16 protein-coding genes are annotated in these 14,934 nt (G+C 69.1%); 5 read left to right on the forward strand and 11 right to left on the reverse strand.

The features are described 5' to 3' along the window. Window positions 1-325: 325 nt before the first annotated feature. From EPL03_RS02725 to EPL03_RS02735, 3 genes are all read left to right on the forward strand, one after another. The gene (locus EPL03_RS02725) at window positions 326-1,414 is read left to right on the forward strand and encodes a geranylgeranyl reductase family protein (protein ID WP_135827801.1); all 1,089 of its coding nucleotides are present in this window, start codon (window positions 326-328) and stop codon (window positions 1,412-1,414) included. Between the two features lie 42 nt (window positions 1,415-1,456). Further along, window positions 1,457-1,909, forward strand: a complete 453-nt coding sequence (locus EPL03_RS02730) for a CBS domain-containing protein (RefSeq protein WP_135827802.1) — start codon at window positions 1,457-1,459, stop codon at window positions 1,907-1,909. Between the two features lie 95 nt (window positions 1,910-2,004). After that, window positions 2,005-3,213 (forward strand): iron-containing alcohol dehydrogenase family protein, encoded by a 1,209-nt coding sequence (locus EPL03_RS02735; protein WP_135828566.1) that lies wholly within the window; start codon window positions 2,005-2,007, stop codon window positions 3,211-3,213. A gap of 21 nt (window positions 3,214-3,234) precedes the next feature. Here the strand turns inward: EPL03_RS02735 and EPL03_RS02740 are convergent, their stop codons facing one another. Together EPL03_RS02740 and EPL03_RS02745 are read right to left on the reverse strand one after the other, a co-directional pair. Continuing rightward, window positions 3,235-3,975, reverse strand: a complete 741-nt coding sequence (locus EPL03_RS02740; RefSeq protein ID WP_168216166.1) for an SDR family NAD(P)-dependent oxidoreductase — start codon at window positions 3,973-3,975, stop codon at window positions 3,235-3,237. Window positions 3,976-4,092: 117 nt separating this feature from the next. Next, entirely contained in the window at window positions 4,093-4,335 is a 243-nt protein-coding gene (locus EPL03_RS02745) for a hypothetical protein (protein WP_244605184.1), read from the reverse strand. Between the two features lie 133 nt (window positions 4,336-4,468). Here EPL03_RS02745 and EPL03_RS02750 point away from each other — a divergent pair, with 133 nt between their 5' ends. Further along, window positions 4,469-5,680 (forward strand): PrsW family intramembrane metalloprotease, encoded by a 1,212-nt coding sequence (locus EPL03_RS02750; protein WP_135827804.1) that lies wholly within the window; start codon window positions 4,469-4,471, stop codon window positions 5,678-5,680. Between the two features lie 33 nt (window positions 5,681-5,713). Here EPL03_RS02750 and EPL03_RS02755 read toward each other — a convergent pair whose 3' ends face one another. Continuing rightward, complete coding sequence (locus EPL03_RS02755) at window positions 5,714-6,355, reverse strand: riboflavin synthase (RefSeq protein WP_135827805.1); 642 nt, start codon at window positions 6,353-6,355, stop codon at window positions 5,714-5,716. Between the two features lie 496 nt (window positions 6,356-6,851). On the opposite strand from EPL03_RS02755, the gene EPL03_RS02760 reads away from it, so the two are divergent. Next, window positions 6,852-7,097: a DUF7533 family protein gene (locus tag EPL03_RS02760; RefSeq protein WP_135827806.1), complete on the forward strand. Its 246-nt coding sequence runs from the start codon at window positions 6,852-6,854 to the stop codon at window positions 7,095-7,097. Window positions 7,098-7,110: 13 nt separating this feature from the next. Here EPL03_RS02760 and EPL03_RS02765 read toward each other — a convergent pair whose 3' ends face one another. The 8 genes from EPL03_RS02765 to EPL03_RS02785 form a co-directional block, all read right to left on the reverse strand. After that, window positions 7,111-10,395 carry a methyl-accepting chemotaxis protein gene (locus EPL03_RS02765; protein WP_135827807.1) on the reverse strand — a complete coding sequence of 1,095 codons (3,285 nt, stop codon included), beginning with the start codon at window positions 10,393-10,395 and terminating at the stop codon, window positions 7,111-7,113. Further along, window positions 10,392-10,517 carry a hypothetical protein gene (locus EPL03_RS20600; protein WP_280178818.1) on the reverse strand — a complete coding sequence of 42 codons (126 nt, stop codon included), beginning with the start codon at window positions 10,515-10,517 and terminating at the stop codon, window positions 10,392-10,394. The genes EPL03_RS02765 and EPL03_RS20600 overlap by 4 nt, the downstream gene beginning before the upstream one ends. Window positions 10,518-10,774: 257 nt before the next feature. Continuing rightward, on the reverse strand, window positions 10,775-12,610 hold the full coding sequence (locus EPL03_RS02770; RefSeq protein WP_135827808.1) for a UvrD-helicase domain-containing protein: 1,836 nt from the start codon (window positions 12,608-12,610) through the stop codon (window positions 10,775-10,777). A 115-nt stretch (window positions 12,611-12,725) separates the two neighbouring features. Then, window positions 12,726-12,887 (reverse strand): DUF7563 family protein, encoded by a 162-nt coding sequence (locus tag EPL03_RS20830; protein WP_253483020.1) that lies wholly within the window; start codon window positions 12,885-12,887, stop codon window positions 12,726-12,728. A 249-nt stretch (window positions 12,888-13,136) separates the two neighbouring features. Next, the gene (locus EPL03_RS19740; RefSeq protein ID WP_168216167.1) at window positions 13,137-13,310 is read right to left on the reverse strand and encodes an HVO_0416 family zinc finger protein; all 174 of its coding nucleotides are present in this window, start codon (window positions 13,308-13,310) and stop codon (window positions 13,137-13,139) included. 138 nt (window positions 13,311-13,448) lie between these two features. Continuing rightward, on the reverse strand, window positions 13,449-14,117 hold the full coding sequence (gene npdG / locus EPL03_RS02775) for an NADPH-dependent F420 reductase (protein WP_135827809.1): 669 nt from the start codon (window positions 14,115-14,117) through the stop codon (window positions 13,449-13,451). A gap of 86 nt (window positions 14,118-14,203) precedes the next feature. Further along, on the reverse strand, window positions 14,204-14,569 hold the full coding sequence (locus EPL03_RS02780) for a hypothetical protein (protein ID WP_135827810.1): 366 nt from the start codon (window positions 14,567-14,569) through the stop codon (window positions 14,204-14,206). Further along, window positions 14,566-14,922, reverse strand: coding sequence for a DUF7534 family protein (locus EPL03_RS02785; RefSeq protein WP_135827811.1), 357 nt, complete (start codon window positions 14,920-14,922; stop codon window positions 14,566-14,568). Before EPL03_RS02785 ends, EPL03_RS02780 begins: the two co-directional genes overlap by 4 nt. Between the last annotated feature and the right edge of the window lie 12 nt (window positions 14,923-14,934).

Here is a 14,934-nt window from a genome sequence, read left to right on the forward strand (position 1 = left end):
ACGTTGGATGAGTCGAAGAAGCTAGCTATTGCCTCGACCAATGAGTAACCGCAACCGCACCGCACGGCACCGCGCCTCGTCCTCCCCAACCGCCTGCGTTGCTCGGCCGAAGGCCTGCGCTACTCGGCCCTCGCACGAGATGGCGCGACACGAGGTCGCGCCAGCGCGCGCCGGTTGGAAGGCGACGCCAGCGCGCGCCGGTTGGAAGGCGACGCCAGCGCGCACCAACTGGAAAACGACGCCAGCGCGCTGTGAGACGACCGACCGACCGAGCGCCGACCGGCGAGCGGTGAATACTTGGGTCCCAGCGACGTACGAGCGACCGATGTACGACTTCGTGGTGGTCGGGGTCGGACCGGCTGGGTCGCGGTTCTCCCGCCGGGCGGCCGAACGGGGGTACGACGTGCTGGCGCTCGAACGGGGCGCGGTCGGCGACCCGCTGGCCTGTTCGGGCCACGTCAGCACCGACGTCTGGGAGTTCACCCCCGAGGGCGCGCGCGACCGACTCCTCCAGAACGAGGTGTACGGCGCGCGGTTCCACGTCGGCGGCCCCGACAGCGACCACTACCCCTTCTACAAGCGCGAGGCCGTCTCGAACGTCATCGACCGGGTCGGCCTCGACCGGGAACTCGCCGACGCGGCCCGCGACGCCGGGGCCGACGTTCGGGAGAACCACAGCGTGCAGGCGGTCGACGAGCGCGCCGACCGCGTGGTGGTCACCGCCAGCACGCCCGACGGCACCGAGACGTTCGCCGCGCGAATGGTCGCCGGCTGCGACGGCCCGGTGTCGCGGGTCCGGTCGGAACTCGGCCTCCCCGGCCCCGGCGAGAAGCTACAGGGCGTGTTGGCCTTTTCGGAGGAGGACGACCCCGGGGACTTCGTGGACGTCCACCTGACTGCCCCGCGCTTTTTCGCGTGGCGCATCCCTCGGGGAGAGGCCGGCGTCGAGTACGGCCTCGCGGCCCCGCCGGGGTCGGACCCCTCCGCGACCGACCTGTTCGCCGAGTTCACCGACGACTACGACGTCGAGACCGCCGAGTTCTGCGCCGGCATGATTCCGGTCGGCCCGCCCGAGACGGTGACGAGCCGTCGCGGGTTCCTGCTCGGCGACGCCGCCGCCCAGACCAAGCCCTTTACCGGCGGCGGCATCCTCTACGGCATGACCGCCGCCGACCACGCCGCCCGAACTATCGACCCCGAGCGACCCGCCACCCTGCGGGACTACGAGGACGCGTGGCGCGACGAATTGAGTACCGAGATACGGCTGGGCCACTGGATTCGCAAGTGCTACTCGCTGCCCGAGCGCGTCCAGCACGCCGGGCTGTCGGCGTTCTCGGGCGAGATCGGGGTCCACATGGACAGGCCGACCTCCTTCTTCTCGGTCGAGCACCTGAAGAAGCTGTTGTCGGGGTGACTCCACCCAAACAAAGACGTACCGCCCGCGACAGCTTCCGGTATGCTCGTTCGAGAGGCGATGACGACCGACGTGGTGACGGTCCCGGCCGACGCCCCGCTCCAGCGGGCGGTCGGCCGGATGCTCCGCGAGGGCGTCGGCAGCGTCGTCGTCACCCGCGACGGCGACCCGGCCGGCATCCTGACCGAGACGGACACCCTGAAGGCGGGCTACCTCTCCGAGCGGCCGTTCACCGAGATTCCCGTGACGAAGGTGGCCAGCGACTCGCTGGTGACGATTCCGCCGGGCGTCACGGTCCGGACGGCCGTCGGCCGGATGCGCGACAACGAGGTGAAGAAGCTTCCCGTCGTCGAGGACATGGAGATCGTCGGCATCATCACCGTGACCGACGTGGTGCGCCACCACGAGGCGCTGGTCGACGAGGCGGTCCAGGTGGCCGAGGGGCGACAGGACTGGCCGCCCGAGTCGCGGGGCTGGCGCTCCGACGACTCCTGAACCGGGGCGGTTTGGTCCGGGGCGCACCCGGGCCCCGACCCGCGTTCGAAGCCCCGACTGGTGGGTTCATGGCGGTCGCGGCCCAACCCACCGACATGCTCCCGATAGCCGACGCCTTCGAGTACGACTACCGCGGCTGCGACCTCGTCTTCGGTCGGGGCTGTGCGGACCGACTCGGCGAGTACCTCGCCGACCGCGACTGCGACCGCGCGCTCGTGGTCTGCGGGTCGAACGTCGGCGCGAACCGCGACCTGATGGCCCCCATCGAGGCGGGGTTGGGCGAGCGGCTCGCGGGCGTGTTCGACGGGACCACGCCCGGCAAGCCCGCCGAGTCCGCGTTCGAGGCGATCGACGCGATGCGCGAGGTCGACGCCGACGTTCTCGTGGGCGTCGGCGGCGGCAGCAGCCTCGACGTGGCCCGGCAGGCCAGCGCGTTCGCGCCCGACGGCCGGGCGCTCGCCGACCTCCGGGAGGAAGCCCGCGAGCGCGGCGCGGTCGCGCCGCCGGATTCTGCTCCCGGCGAGCGCCCGCCGGTCGTCGTCGTTCCGACGACGTTCGCGGGCGCGGACGTGTCGGCCGGCGGGTCGCTGCGAGTGCTGTCGGCCGACGAGTCGCCGACCGACCAGCCCGTCCTCGCCAGCGGGACGACGATGCCGGTCGCCGACTTCGCGGACCCCGCGCTGTTCGAGACCACGCCCGCGAGCGTGCTCGCCGGGTCGGCGATGAACGGCCTCGACAAGGGCATCGAGACGCCGTACGCCCGTGACGCCAACCCCGCGAGCGACGCGACGGCGGTCCACGGCCTCCGCCTGCTGAGCGAGGCGCTTCCCGAGGTCGTCGACGGCGAGCAGGCCGCCGGCCCCGACGCGATAGAGCGGGCGGTCGTCGGTTCGCTGCTGGTCCAGCTCGACCGGAAGGTCTCGGTCGTCCACGCCGTCGGCCACGGGTTCGCCCGCCGGTACGACGTCCAGCAGGGCGCGGTCCACGCGGTCGTGGTGCCCCACGTCCTCCGATATCTCTTCGGGGAAGTGGACGCCGCTCGCGACCTGCTGGCCGAGGGCCTCGGCGTCGAGACCGCCGGTCGCTCGGACGACGAGGTCGGCGAGGCGGTGGTCGAGGCGGTCGCCTCGGTTCGGGACGCGCTCGGCGCGCCGACGCGGCTTCGGGACCTGCCCGAGACACGGGAGGCCGACCTGCCCGCCATCGCCGCGTTCGTCGTCGACGACCACCCGATGGAGCGCGCGCCGGCGGGACTCGACCCGAGCGCCCAGGCCGTCGAGGCGGTGCTGCGCGAGGCGTGGTGACGTTGGGCGGTCCGCGCGGGACTACACCGTCTCGGGCAGCCAGCCGCCGTCGACTTCGACGTTCTCGCCGCTGAGGTAGTCGCTGTCCTCGTCGAGGAAAAAGAGGACGGCCTGGGCCACGTCCTCGAAGCCGGCGGGCCGCCCGCGCGGGAGGTCCTCGGGGAACTCGTCGGAGTTCTCGACCACGTAGGGCGAGACCGCGTTGACCGTGATGCCGTCGTCTTGGGTGTCGCTGGCGAGCATCCGGGTGAACATCAACACGCCCTGCTTGGCGATGAAGTACGGCGCGTTCTTCGGGTTCACCATCCCCTTCTCGGCGCTCGCGTAGCCGACGTTCACGATGCGGCCCCACTCGCGCTCGCGCATCCCCGGTAGCGCGCGCTTACAGCAGAGGTAGGTGCCGTTGACGTTGGCCTGGAGGACGGTGTTCCACTGCTCGAAGCTAATCGTCTCCCAGTGGTCGGGCGCGAAGGGGCCGACGTTGTTCACCAGCACGTCGACCGTCCCGAGGTCGGCCTCGATTCGGTCGAACAGGTCGGCCACGTCGTCGGGGTCGGCCACGTCGCCCTGCACGGCGGTCGCGTCGGGCGCGCCGCGCTCGCGGGCCTCGTCGGCGACGGCCTCGGCGGCGTCGCGGCTGGTCCGGTAGTGGACCGCCGTCGACGCGCCCCGCTCGGCCAGCGCGTACAGCAGTTCGCGCCCCACGCCCGTCGCGCTGCCGGTCACCAGCGCGGTCCGGTCGGTCAGGTCGGGTCGTATCACGGCCGAGCGTTGGGACTCGGCACACATTGTTGTTGAGGCCCCGCGCTCGGCGGGCCATCGAACGCCGGTGGGTCCTCCGAGCGCGTCAGACCACGTCCGGGGTCGGGCGGCCGGCTCTCAGTCGTCGGCGGGGACCGAGCCGGTCCAGTTGGCGTCGGTCGTCGCGGTCGTCGGCTCCAGCGAGGGCGTCTCCGTCGCGTCGTCCGCGGCCGCCTCGCCGGTCTCGATTGCGTCGTCGGACGGCTCGTCGACTCGTCCGTCTCGGTTTGTGTCTGTCGATTCTTCCGGTCGTACGTCCTCGCCGTTCCCCTCCGGCGGGGCTGTGTACAGGATGCCCCGGCTCTCGCTTCGGTACGTCATCGTTGACGAGTTTCTCGGTCTTTCCGTATGAAAAAAGTTCTCCCCAACGTGTTAATGGTATCTAACCTCTATTAATACGTATTAGGTTTCTTCGGAGGCCAGATAGTTGGTTCTGGAATCCGAACGCCCGGGCATGGACCCAGACCGAGACCCGGTCGCGGAGAGCGCGACCGACTCCGCCGACCTCTACGACGTGGCGACGTGGGAACGCCGGAGCTGGCTCGACGCCGCGTCGACCGCCATCTACGGGCTGTCGAGCGCGGTCGCGCCGTACGTCGCCGGCCTGTTCGTCCTCCTTATCGTCGTGGTGGAACTGGTGCTGTTCGGGGTCGCGCTCGTCTCGTTCCGGAACCCGGTCGTGGCTGCGCTGGTCCTGCTGTCGATAGTGCCGGCGTTCGGGCTGGCGGCGTACATCTGGTACGCCGACGTCACCACGTCGGAGCCGCTGTCGCTGCTGGCGATGACGTTCCTGCTCGGCGTCCTGCTGGCGAGCTTCGCGGCCGTCATCAACACCACGTTCCAGTTGGTGTTCTCGCTGATTCCGCTCGTCGGGACCGTGCTGTTCTACTTCTTCGTCGTCGCGCCGGTCGAGGAGACGGTCAAGTGGCTCGCGGTTCGGCTCTACGCCTTCCGAAGCGACCAATTCGACGCGGTGGTCGACGGCGCGGTGTACGGCGCGGTCGCCGGCCTCGGGTTCGCCACCATCGAGAACGCCCTCTACATCACGCAGGGGTTCGCCGGGGCGACGGCGGCCGGGACCGACGCCATCGTCGGCGCGAGCCAGACCGCTGCCGCCCGCCTGCTCGCGGGACCGGGCCACGTCATCTACTCGGCGTTCGCGGGCTACTACCTCGGACTCGCCAAGTTCAACCGCGACGACGCCGGCCCGATAGTCATCAAGGGACTGCTCATCGCGGCGTTCATCCACGCGACCTACAACTCCGCCGTGACCTACCTCCCCGCGGCGCTCGAACTCCTCGGGGTCGCGGTCGCGCCGGGCGTGGCGTTCCTCGGGTTCGTGGTGGTGTACGACGGCGTGTTCGGCTACCTGCTCTACCGCAAGATCGCGCGGTACCGGAACGCCTACCGACAGGTCGACATGAACCGGGACGTGAGCTTCGAGGGGAGCGAGGACGAGGCATTCCGGGCCAGTGCCGCCGGAGACGCCGAGGCGTCGAGCGTCGACGACGGGAACGTCGACGCGGACGAACGCGGCGAGCGCGACCACGCAGTCACCGAGGACGCCGCCGGAGGGTCGGTTGCGGACGAACCGGACGGGACCGACGGCGTCGAGGCCCGCGAGGAAGACGCCGCCGACGACCGGCCCGCGAGCGATTCGGAGTGAGTCGAACTCCGACGACCCACAGCGGACCTTCTTTCAGTCGGTCCGCGACGCCTCGCGGGCGTCGCTCGCGTCCCCGGCCTCGTATCCGGCGTCGGCCAGCAGTCGCTCGGCGTACTTGGCGACGACGTCGACTTCCAGATGCACCGGGTCGCCCGGTTCCTTCCCCGAGAGGGTGGTCACGCGCCGGGTCTCGGGGATGACCGCGACCGAGAAGGCGTCCGCGCCGCGCTCGGCGACCGTGAGGCTGACGCCGTCGACCGCGACCGAGCCCTTGTCCACGACGTAGCCGTCGAACGCCTCGGGGATGGCGAATTCGTACTCCCAGTCTTCGCCCACCTGTCGGACGCCCGTGACCTCGCTGGTCGCGTCGACGTGGCCCTGCACGACGTGGCCGTCGAACCGACCGTCGGCGGGCATCGCCCGTTCGAGGTTCACCGGGTCGCCGACCGTCAGGTCGCCCAGATACGTCTTCTCGACGGTCTCGGTCGCCAGAAACACCTCGAACCAGTCCGGGCCGTACTCCTCGACGGTCAGGCAGGCCCCGCTGACGCTGACGCTCTGGCCGCGGTCGAGGTCCTCGGCCACCCCGTCGGCTTCGATGCGAAGGCGTCGCCCGTCGTCGGTCTCGGTCGCGGCGACCACCTCGCCCGTCTCCTCAACGATTCCGGTAAACATGTCATATCTGTGGGTTCGGTCGGATGAAAAGGGTTGCGGAAGTAGCGTCGCGGCGCTGTCGGGGAGCGTTGCGTGGCCGGTGTGTGGACGCCGTACGGGGCGCGGACGCGGTTGCGGGGCGGCGCTGTGCGGTCGCAGTTGCGGTACTCGGTGGCTCAAGTAGAAGCAGCGTCGTCGTTCCCTATCGTCGTCGTCCCCGCGTCGTCGTTTTGCCGTATCGCTCTCGCGTCATCTTTTCGCCGTATCGTTTCCGCGCCGTTCCCTGCCGTCGTCTCCACTTGTCCTCCTCTCGAATCGTTCGAGCTAGCTACTGCCGAGACCTCTGAGAGACCGCGCCGCATCCGCACCACTCAGTACCGCATCCGCACCGCCCAGCACCGCATCCGCACCACTCAGTACCGCATCCGCACCGCCCAGCACCGCATCCACCCGCACCCAGCCGTGTCGGTTCCGGCACGCCGGGGACTTTTTCACGCCCCGCCGGATACCAACCGGCATGAGCGACACGGGCATCATGGGGACCATCCAACTCGCCGCGACCCTCGTGTTCGCGCTCCCCGTCGGCCTGCTCGGACTCCAGTTCCTTCTGGACGGGCGACTCCTGTCGGGGACGGGGTTCGTGGTCGTCGCGGTACTGATGGTCGCGCTGGAGGAGTATCTGACCACGCCGAAAGACGTGCCGGGTGCGGTCGCGCGGAAGGCGGTCGGAACGGTGGCGAAGACGCCGGATGACGAGGAGTGAGGGGTGGGACGGCTCAGTCGTCGTCCGACCGGCCGCCGTCGGCGACCGGTGAGGCCGGCTCGAACTCCGAGTCCGTCTCGATGTCGGCGTCCGGGTCCGGTCCGACGTCCGGGTCCGCACCAGCCTCCGAATCCGCCTCGACGTCGGGGTCCACCTCGCTCTCGGCCTCGGCTCCGACCGACGCCTCCGCGTCGCGGACCTCGAACTGGTCGACGAGTTCCTTCAGCGTCCGCGCGGACTCCGAGACGGTCTTGACGTTGCGCGAGACGTCGTTGATGGCGGCGGTCTGCTCCTCGGTCGCCGACGAGACGGTGCTGGCCTCGGCGGCGGTCTGCTGGCTCACGCTCGACACCTCGTCGACCATCGCCACGACCTGTTCGGTCGAGACCGCCTGGTCGTCGGCCGCGTCGGATATCTCCTCGACGCCGTGCTCGGCCTCCTCGGCGACGTCGGCGATGTCGTCGAACATGTCGATCGCGTCCTCGATGGTCTCCGAGCCGGTTTCGACGCGCCGTTGCATCGAGCGCATGTCGCCGACCGTGTCGTCGGCCGAGTCCTGTATCTCGTCGATGAGTTCCTCGACCTCGTCGGTGGCGTCGCCGGCCTCGCTGGCGAGTTGCTTTATCTCGTCGGCCACGACCGCGAAGCCCTCGCCGGCCTCGCCGGCCCGGGCGGCCTCGATGGAGGCGTTGAGCGCGAGCAGGTTGGTCTGCTCGGCGATTTCGGTGATGAGCCCGACGATCTCGTTTATCTCCTTTATCTGGTCTTCGAGCCCCTCGACCTGTCCGACGGCGGCGTCGGCCTCCGACTCGATGGCGGCTATCTCCTCGGTGGCGTCGGCGGCGTGTTCCCGGCCCCGGTCGGCCAGGGCGGCCGCCTCGCTGGCGGTGTCGACCACGCCGTCGGCCGACGAGGCGACCTCCTCGATGGTCGCCGAGAGGTCGTTCATCTCGCCGGCGGCCGTCTGCAGTTTCTCGGTCTGTCGCTCGGCTCCGTAGGCGATCTCCTCGACCGACTCGGCGGTCTCCTGGCTGGCGGCGTCGATCTCCTCGGCGCTGGTGGCGGTCTGGTCGCTGACCCCCGCGAACTGGTCGGCGAGGTCCTTGACCTCCGCCAAACTGCGCTCGACCTCGGCCAGCCCGGCGTCGAGGTCGGCCATCACCTCGCCGTACTGGCCCGGCAGGTCGTCGTCGAGGTCCTGGTCGAGGCGGCCGTCGCGCAACTGCTGGCTGGCGTCGCGTATCCGGTCGAAGCTCCGGCCGAGCTGGTCGACCCCGGATTCGAGGTCGGCCAGCACCGCCCCGTACTCGCCGGGGAGGTCGGTGTCGACGTCCTGGTCGAGCTCGCCCGCCTTCACGTTCCGGCTGGCGCGTCGAATCTCGCCGAAGCCGGTCTGCAATCTGTCGATGCCCTCCTCGATGTCGGTCATGATGGCCCCGTACTCGCCGGGGAGGTCGGTGTCGACGTCCTGGTCGAGCTCCCCCTCGCCGAGGCCCCGGCTGACGCTCCGGAGCTCGTCGACCTGCCGCCGGAGGTTGCCCTGCATCTCGTCGAACGCGTCGACGAGCTCGCCGATCTCGTCGTCGCCCGCGTCGACCTCGATTTCCTCGTCGAACCGACCCTCCGCGAGCGCGGTCGCCCGGTCGCGGACGCCCTCGATGGGCGTCGAGAAGTACTCGGCCGCCTTGTACCCCAGCCCTAACACGACCACGAGGATGCCCCCGAGCAGCAGGAGGACGACGTTCCGCGCCGTCTCGGTCCGGTCGCTCAGCGCCTCGCCCAGCGCGAGGGCGGGTGCGTTCACGTCCTCCTCGGGGGCGGTCGCGAGCAGCGCGTACTCCCTGTCGCTGAACTCGAGGGGCGCGTACGACACGTAGTAGCCGTGTTCCCCGTCGTCCTCGGAGCGGGTGTACGTGTCGAGGCCAGTCTCGCCGGCCAGTATCCGGTTCTGGGCGACGGTCGCCAGCGCCCCCGCGTACGACTCGTCGCCGATGTTCGTCCCGACCACGGCCCGGTCGGGGTGGCTCAGCACTCGACCGTCGGCGTTGACGAGCGTCAGGTGGCCGGTCTCGGCGACGGTGACGGTGTTCGTCAGCCCCGAGATGATGCTGAAGTTGAACCTGAGCGAGACGACGCCCGCGAACTCGCCGTCGTGGTACACCGGCGTCGCGATGTACATCATCTGTCTGCCGTCGACCATCTCCACGTCGCCGACGTAGACCTCGCCGTCACCGAGCGACTCCGCGCCGCCGAACCACGCCTCGTCGGCGTAGGAGGTGTTCTCGACCGACTGGGAGGACACCTCGCCGGCCTCGTCCCTGACCGTTCGGATGACCCCCTGCCCGGTGTCGTCGGTCAGCACGATCTCGTCGTAGGCCGGCGCTTCACCGCCCTGGACGGTGACCGAACGCTCGTTCAGGTAACTCCGGAACGACTCGCTGATGCCGCTGCGCGCGTCCTCGACCGCCGCGGTCTGGAGCTCGTAGTAGTAGACGTTCGGCGCGATGACCCAGTCGAACTCCTCGTGGTAGGTGTAGGCGATGAACTTCTCCTCGGTCGGGTTGCCCGTCTGGGTTGTGTCCTCCCAGTCGTACTCGGCGACGCCCCACTCGCTCCCGTTCCGGACGGCCGGCGTCGACCGGATGCTTGACTGGACGTCGCTGTACATGGTCAGGCCGGCGTCGTCCAGGAGGTTGTACCCGTCTTCGAGGTCGTGATGGGCGACCACGTCACCTTCCAGGTCGGTCACGTAGGTATAGCCCGACGACCCGACGTAGCCCGGTTGGGCGGCCGCCGAGAGCGTGCCGTTCGGGGCGACGCCGTCGCCGTCGGTCCCGAAGAGCCGACGCTCGACCTCGTCTTTCACCTGCCGTTGCTCGGCCGCCGAGAGCTCGGCCCACTCGCGGCCGTCGTACTTGACGTCGAGAATCGTCCGCCTGGTGGTCTCGACGGTGTCGTGCAACTGCAGGGCGGTCCGGCCGACCTGCTGCTGGTTCTGCTCGCGAGTCAGTTCCATCTCGCCCGCGCTCGCGGCCTCGTAGTTGCGCATCGGCGTGGAGTTCGCGAGCGTGAGCGCGTCGATGCGTCGCGCGTCGAGCAGGTTCTCCAGCTCCTCGTGCCTGGAGTCGACGGTGGTGTTGAGTTCGCTGGTTATCTGGCGCTCGAGGTGGGCGGCGCTCTCGTCCTGGGCGTACGTCCCCAACTGCTGCATGTTCTGGAGCCCGACCACGCCCACCGCCGAGACCGGGACCAGCGAGATGGCGAGCAGCAACACGACCAGCTTGGTTCGTATCTTCATCTGCCCCCACCCGACCCGGTCGCGACACGTTCGCCCGCCCGGTCCCGCGTCTCGCTCTCGGCGTGCGCCCCGCGGTGGTCAGTCCCGTACGTCCGCTCGCTGTTCCCCTTCGATTGGACCATGGACGGAACAGGATAACCCGTTTATATAAACGTTCGCGCCGGATTTTTAGCTGTGATAATCCCCACATTAATTTCTCCAAGATAAATACTGCCCAAAGGGGAAGTACCAAAATTTGGCGACGCTCGCACGACTGTCGGGAGGGCATCGCCGAGCGGACCGACCCCTTCGGGTCAGGAGGTCCGAGGCCGTGCTCGGGCGCACCTGTTGTGCGAGTTCCTCGCCGAATGCCGTAGAGTGGGGGACCCGGCGACGTCGCTCACTGGGCAGGCGGCTCTTCGACCTCGCCGACCACGTCCGCGACGCCCTCGCCGTTGCGCTCGTTGTACAGCAACACGTCGATGGGGAGGGTCGGCGCGCCGCCGACGAGGTTCTCCATGACGACGAGTCGCTCGCGCGCGCGGGACATGCCCACGTAGAACACCCGTCGCTCGTTGTCGGTCAGCGTGGGCACGGGGTCGGTGGTGGAGGTGAACTCCTCGACGTCGTCGGGGAGGGCGGCCTGGTCGACCGTTGCCGCCATCTGCTCGACCACCTTCTCGGTCAGGTCGGTGGCGACGAACACGTGGTCGGCCTCTCGACCCTTCGCGGAGTGGATGGTACCGATGCGGACGCGGTCGGCCGCCACGTCCTGATAGTCGCTCGAGAAGTACGCCTTCATCGAGTTCTTCTGGAAGCTGGTGACCTTCCGGACCATGTCGGCCGCCGAGGCCGGGCCGGGCATGAACGGCGCGAAGTCGGTCACGAAGTCGGGGTCGACCTCTATCTCCGCGAGGTCGTCGGTGTCGGCCTCCGCCTCGCGCTCGTCGATGGCGTCGAACAACTCGTCGCGCTCGCTCGTGCCGAACGCCGAGTCCTGCAGCATGTCGGCCAGCCGCCGGGCCTGCAGGCCGGTGATGGGTTCCTCGTCGTCGACCTTCTCGACGGCGTCGACGTACTGCTGGAGCCGCTCGGTCCACATCCGCTGGTCGGTCAGGCACTTGAACGGGATGCCCTCGTCGATGAACTCGTCGATGAACCGGAACATCTGGTAGCGCGCCCGGAACAGCAACATCAGGGTGCCGTCGTGTTCCTCGATGGTGTACCGGACGTTCCGGACGAGTTCGAGCATCGAGGGGCTGTCGACCTGCTCGACCGCGCCGCCCTCCTTGCGGGGCGAGAGGTTCTTCTCCTGTCGCTCGTCGATGTGGCGGACCTCCTGTTGGACCACCTGGAGGATTTCGGAGGGGAGTCGGTGGGAGGTGTCGAGGATGACGTCGTCGCCGCCCTCGTCGAGCAGGAGCTTGGGGTCGGCACCCTGCCACGCGTAGACGACCTGGTCGTCGTCGCCCGCGATGAGCACCTGGTCCATGTGGGGCTTCCACTCGTCGTAGACGTCGTACTGGAGGCTGGTGATGTCCTGGAACTCGTCGATGACGAGGTAGTCGACGTTCGGGAGGAGCGAGCGCTGTCGAACCCGTTCGAGCATGTCCGCGAAGCCGACGAGGTCCTCCTCGCCCTTGTAGGCGCGCCAGGCCCGAATCGCCTCGGGCACGTCGAGCCGGTCGTCGTCGCTGGGCCACGTCGGGGTGTACTTGTTGCCCTCCTGGGCGTTCGGGTCGATGTCCGGCGGGAGTCGGACCTCCTCGTCGTTCCACTGGAAGGGGACGTCGTACCAGTCGGCGACGTCCCGGCGAGTGCGCTGGAGCCACTGGCTGGTGGCGATTATCTTGTTGCCCAGCGTGGTCGAGCGGGCGGTCCGGCGGCCCGCGCCGCTGTACTCGTCCTCGAACTCGACGCCGAAGTCCTCGCAGAACTCCTTCTTGTCGGACTCGCCGACCACGTCGTTCCGGGAGAGGTCGAGCAGTTCGTAGGCTTTCGCGTGCATCGTACAGACCGTCCCCTGGAGCGAGCGGGGGTTGAGGTCCCGGCGCTCGGCGAGGCGCTCGCGGACCTCGTTGGCGGCCGCCCGGGTGTACGAGACCAGCAGGATATCGTTGACGTCGACGTCGTCCTCGTCGAGAATATCTTCCACGCGGTTGAGGAGTTCGGTCGTCTTCCCGCTTCCCGGGCCACCGAAGAGGCGGGTCACTCGTTGGGCCGTGTCCTGGCTCATTACCCCAATCCCATGTGTCCCGGACTCATAAAACGAGGTGAATCGGACCGGCCGCCGTCGCGGGCGGACGAGGGGCTCCGAAGCCAGGTGACCGACCGGGGCGACCGACCGCGCGTCAGGAGGTGTTTCGCGGTGACCGAGCTTCGCGAACTTCGCTACCGTCTCGTATCTTGTCCTCGCATTCCGGGCACACTCGGGGGTTCTCGACGCCCCGAGGCGTGAACACTCGCGCGTAGGCGTCGGTCACGAATGCGCCGCAGTTCTGGCACTCTGGCATCTCTCCTGTGGCACTACGGAAATATTACAATATATTTCTATCGACACTCCGACGACGGCAGAAAACAACCGAGTGAAGCCTCTCGAACGCAAAATTCGACGGATACCGGCGTACAGACGCCGGAACGAGCAATCGTCTCCGCGCGCTCGCCGGCCGCGGTCCCGGCTCGCGGTCGAACGGTCCCGGCGTTCGGGCCGGGCGGTCAGCGAAACACCGCGTCCCGGCGGGGTCGCGGGCTGCCGTATCTTGTCAGGGTCGCCAACCGCACACCGAACACTCCGTCGCCGACGTCTCGTGGAGGCCGCCACAGTCCGGACACTGTTTCTTGTTGTGGTCGTCCTGCCAGCCGGCGTTCTCGGTCTCGTGGCCGCGCTCGGATAGGAACTCGTCGAAGAGTTCGTCGTCGGTCGATGCGGTCGCCATACGTGGTATGGTAATGCACACCAACCTTATAATCGTGTCGGTGGTTGTCTCGGTTCGCCGACGTATCGAAATCCCTGATTGCTCGCGTGTGAGAACGTATCCCGCGAAGTAAGCGCGTCCTAACCGCCTCCGACCGCGCTACTCGAACTGCACGCCCACGTCGTGCATGCCCTCGTTCTCCATCGCGAGGTTGATGAGCAGCGGCGTCATGCTCTCGACCTCCGGCGCGTTCGCGATTCCGCCCGCGGGGAGCGCGCGCAGTCCTTCGATTCCCTCGGCGAGCTGGACCACGGTCTCGACGGCGTCGCCGTCGTCGCCGACCACGAGCGTATCGAGGTCGAGGTCGACGTCGAGGTTGGCGAGTCGGTCGGCCGAGAGGTTGTGGAACGCGCCGACCACGGGGACGCCGTCGGGCGCGGCGTCGGCGACCAGTCGCGTGACGCTGCCGGCCTTCGGGGGCTGATAGTGGAACCCATCCTCGTCGCGGTCCATCCCGACCGCCGGGGAGACGAGCACGTCGGCGTCCGCGATGCGGTCGGCCACCGACGCGAGGGTGTCCCGGACGTGGTACGCCGGCACCGCCAACACCACCACGTCGGCCCGGTCGGCGGCCATCTCGTTTCCGAACCCCTTCACCTCGCGCTCGACGCCGACGCTGGCCAGTTCGGTCTCGTACTCGTCGGCCTTGCCGCGCGCCCGTTCGGGGTCCCGCGACCCGACGAGTATCTCGTGGCTGGTGTCCCGCGCCCACCGGAGCGCGAGCGCCTGTCCGATGTCGCCGGTTCCGCCGAGGAGTGCGATTCGCATACCCGCCATTCGTCCCGGCGACGGATTAAGTATTCTCACTCCGGAGGGTCGCGTCCGGTCCCCATCGCGGCGCGGGTCGGTCGCCGCTACTCGCCGTCCCGACCCGCCGTCCGACGGGCGACCGACAGCGCGACGAGCAGTACCACCACTCGCCCGGCCAGGTCGAGTACGCTGTCCGGGACAGCCACCAGTTCGACCGCCCGGAAGCCGACGTACACGGAGCCGAACAGCACGAGGAAAAACAGCGTCAGCCGACCGGCGCGGTCGGCCGCGAGTTCGTCGAGTTGGTGGTCGAGATACCAGTGCGCGACAGGCAGTCCGACCACCAGCGAGCCGACCGCGTAAGGCCAGAACGCGGTCGGGTCGGGCGCGACCAGCGACCCGACCAGCACCGCGAGGAACCCGCCGACGCCGAGCGTCCACGCGGCGCGCTCGACTGCCAGCCAGTTCACGCGACCACCTCCCGGGCGCGACCCGCGCCGCCGAAGAAGGCCAGCCACGCGCCGAGCGCGACGCCGACGACCGACGCCGCCGCCGGGACCCCGGTGGCCGACGCGCCGACCGCGAACGCCACCAGCCGCCACGCGAGCGCGACCCCCAGGACGCCCGCGAGGAAGACCGCGTACCGAGCCCACCACCGTCCGGCGGGGTCGCGGTACCGGTAGAGGACCGGGACCGCCACGGCCACCGCCGGGCCGGCGTACAACAGCTGGGTGAACGGGTCGGGCGGGGACATCACCGACCCGAGCACGAACGCGAACAGAAGGCCGTCGGAGACGGCTCCGCCGAGTCGAGACCAGTCCATCGGGTCGTGGTA

Origin of the sequence: Halorussus halobius, from assembly GCF_004765805.1 — an archaeon.
Classification (GTDB): Archaea; Halobacteriota; Halobacteria; order Halobacteriales; family Haladaptataceae; genus Halorussus; species Halorussus halobius.

What these genes read in the sequence shown, in the direction of transcription:
- EPL03_RS02730 (WP_135827802.1), top strand. Translation starts at nt 1,457, where the DNA reads ATGCTCGTTCGAGAGGCGATGACGACCGACGTGGTGACGGTCCCGGCC.
- EPL03_RS02760 (WP_135827806.1), top strand. Translation starts at nt 6,852, where the DNA reads ATGAGCGACACGGGCATCATGGGGACCATCCAACTCGCCGCGACCCTC.
- EPL03_RS02765 (WP_135827807.1), bottom strand. Translation starts at nt 10,395, where the DNA reads ATGAAGATACGAACCAAGCTGGTCGTGTTGCTGCTCGCCATCTCGCTG.
- EPL03_RS02755 (WP_135827805.1), bottom strand. Translation starts at nt 6,355, where the DNA reads ATGTTTACCGGAATCGTTGAGGAGACGGGCGAGGTGGTCGCCGCGACC.
- EPL03_RS19740 (WP_168216167.1), bottom strand. Translation starts at nt 13,310, where the DNA reads ATGGCGACCGCATCGACCGACGACGAACTCTTCGACGAGTTCCTATCC.
- EPL03_RS02770 (WP_135827808.1), bottom strand. Translation starts at nt 12,610, where the DNA reads ATGAGCCAGGACACGGCCCAACGAGTGACCCGCCTCTTCGGTGGCCCG.
- EPL03_RS02745 (WP_244605184.1), bottom strand. Translation starts at nt 4,335, where the DNA reads ATGACGTACCGAAGCGAGAGCCGGGGCATCCTGTACACAGCCCCGCCG.
- EPL03_RS20830 (WP_253483020.1), bottom strand. Translation starts at nt 12,887, where the DNA reads ATGCCAGAGTGCCAGAACTGCGGCGCATTCGTGACCGACGCCTACGCG.
- EPL03_RS20600 (WP_280178818.1), bottom strand. Translation starts at nt 10,517, where the DNA reads ATGGTCCAATCGAAGGGGAACAGCGAGCGGACGTACGGGACTGACCAC.
- EPL03_RS02725 (WP_135827801.1), top strand. Translation starts at nt 326, where the DNA reads ATGTACGACTTCGTGGTGGTCGGGGTCGGACCGGCTGGGTCGCGGTTC.
- EPL03_RS02750 (WP_135827804.1), top strand. Translation starts at nt 4,469, where the DNA reads ATGGACCCAGACCGAGACCCGGTCGCGGAGAGCGCGACCGACTCCGCC.
- npdG (WP_135827809.1), bottom strand. Translation starts at nt 14,117, where the DNA reads ATGCGAATCGCACTCCTCGGCGGAACCGGCGACATCGGACAGGCGCTC.
- EPL03_RS02785 (WP_135827811.1), bottom strand. Translation starts at nt 14,922, where the DNA reads ATGGACTGGTCTCGACTCGGCGGAGCCGTCTCCGACGGCCTTCTGTTC.
- EPL03_RS02735 (WP_135828566.1), top strand. Translation starts at nt 2,005, where the DNA reads ATGCTCCCGATAGCCGACGCCTTCGAGTACGACTACCGCGGCTGCGAC.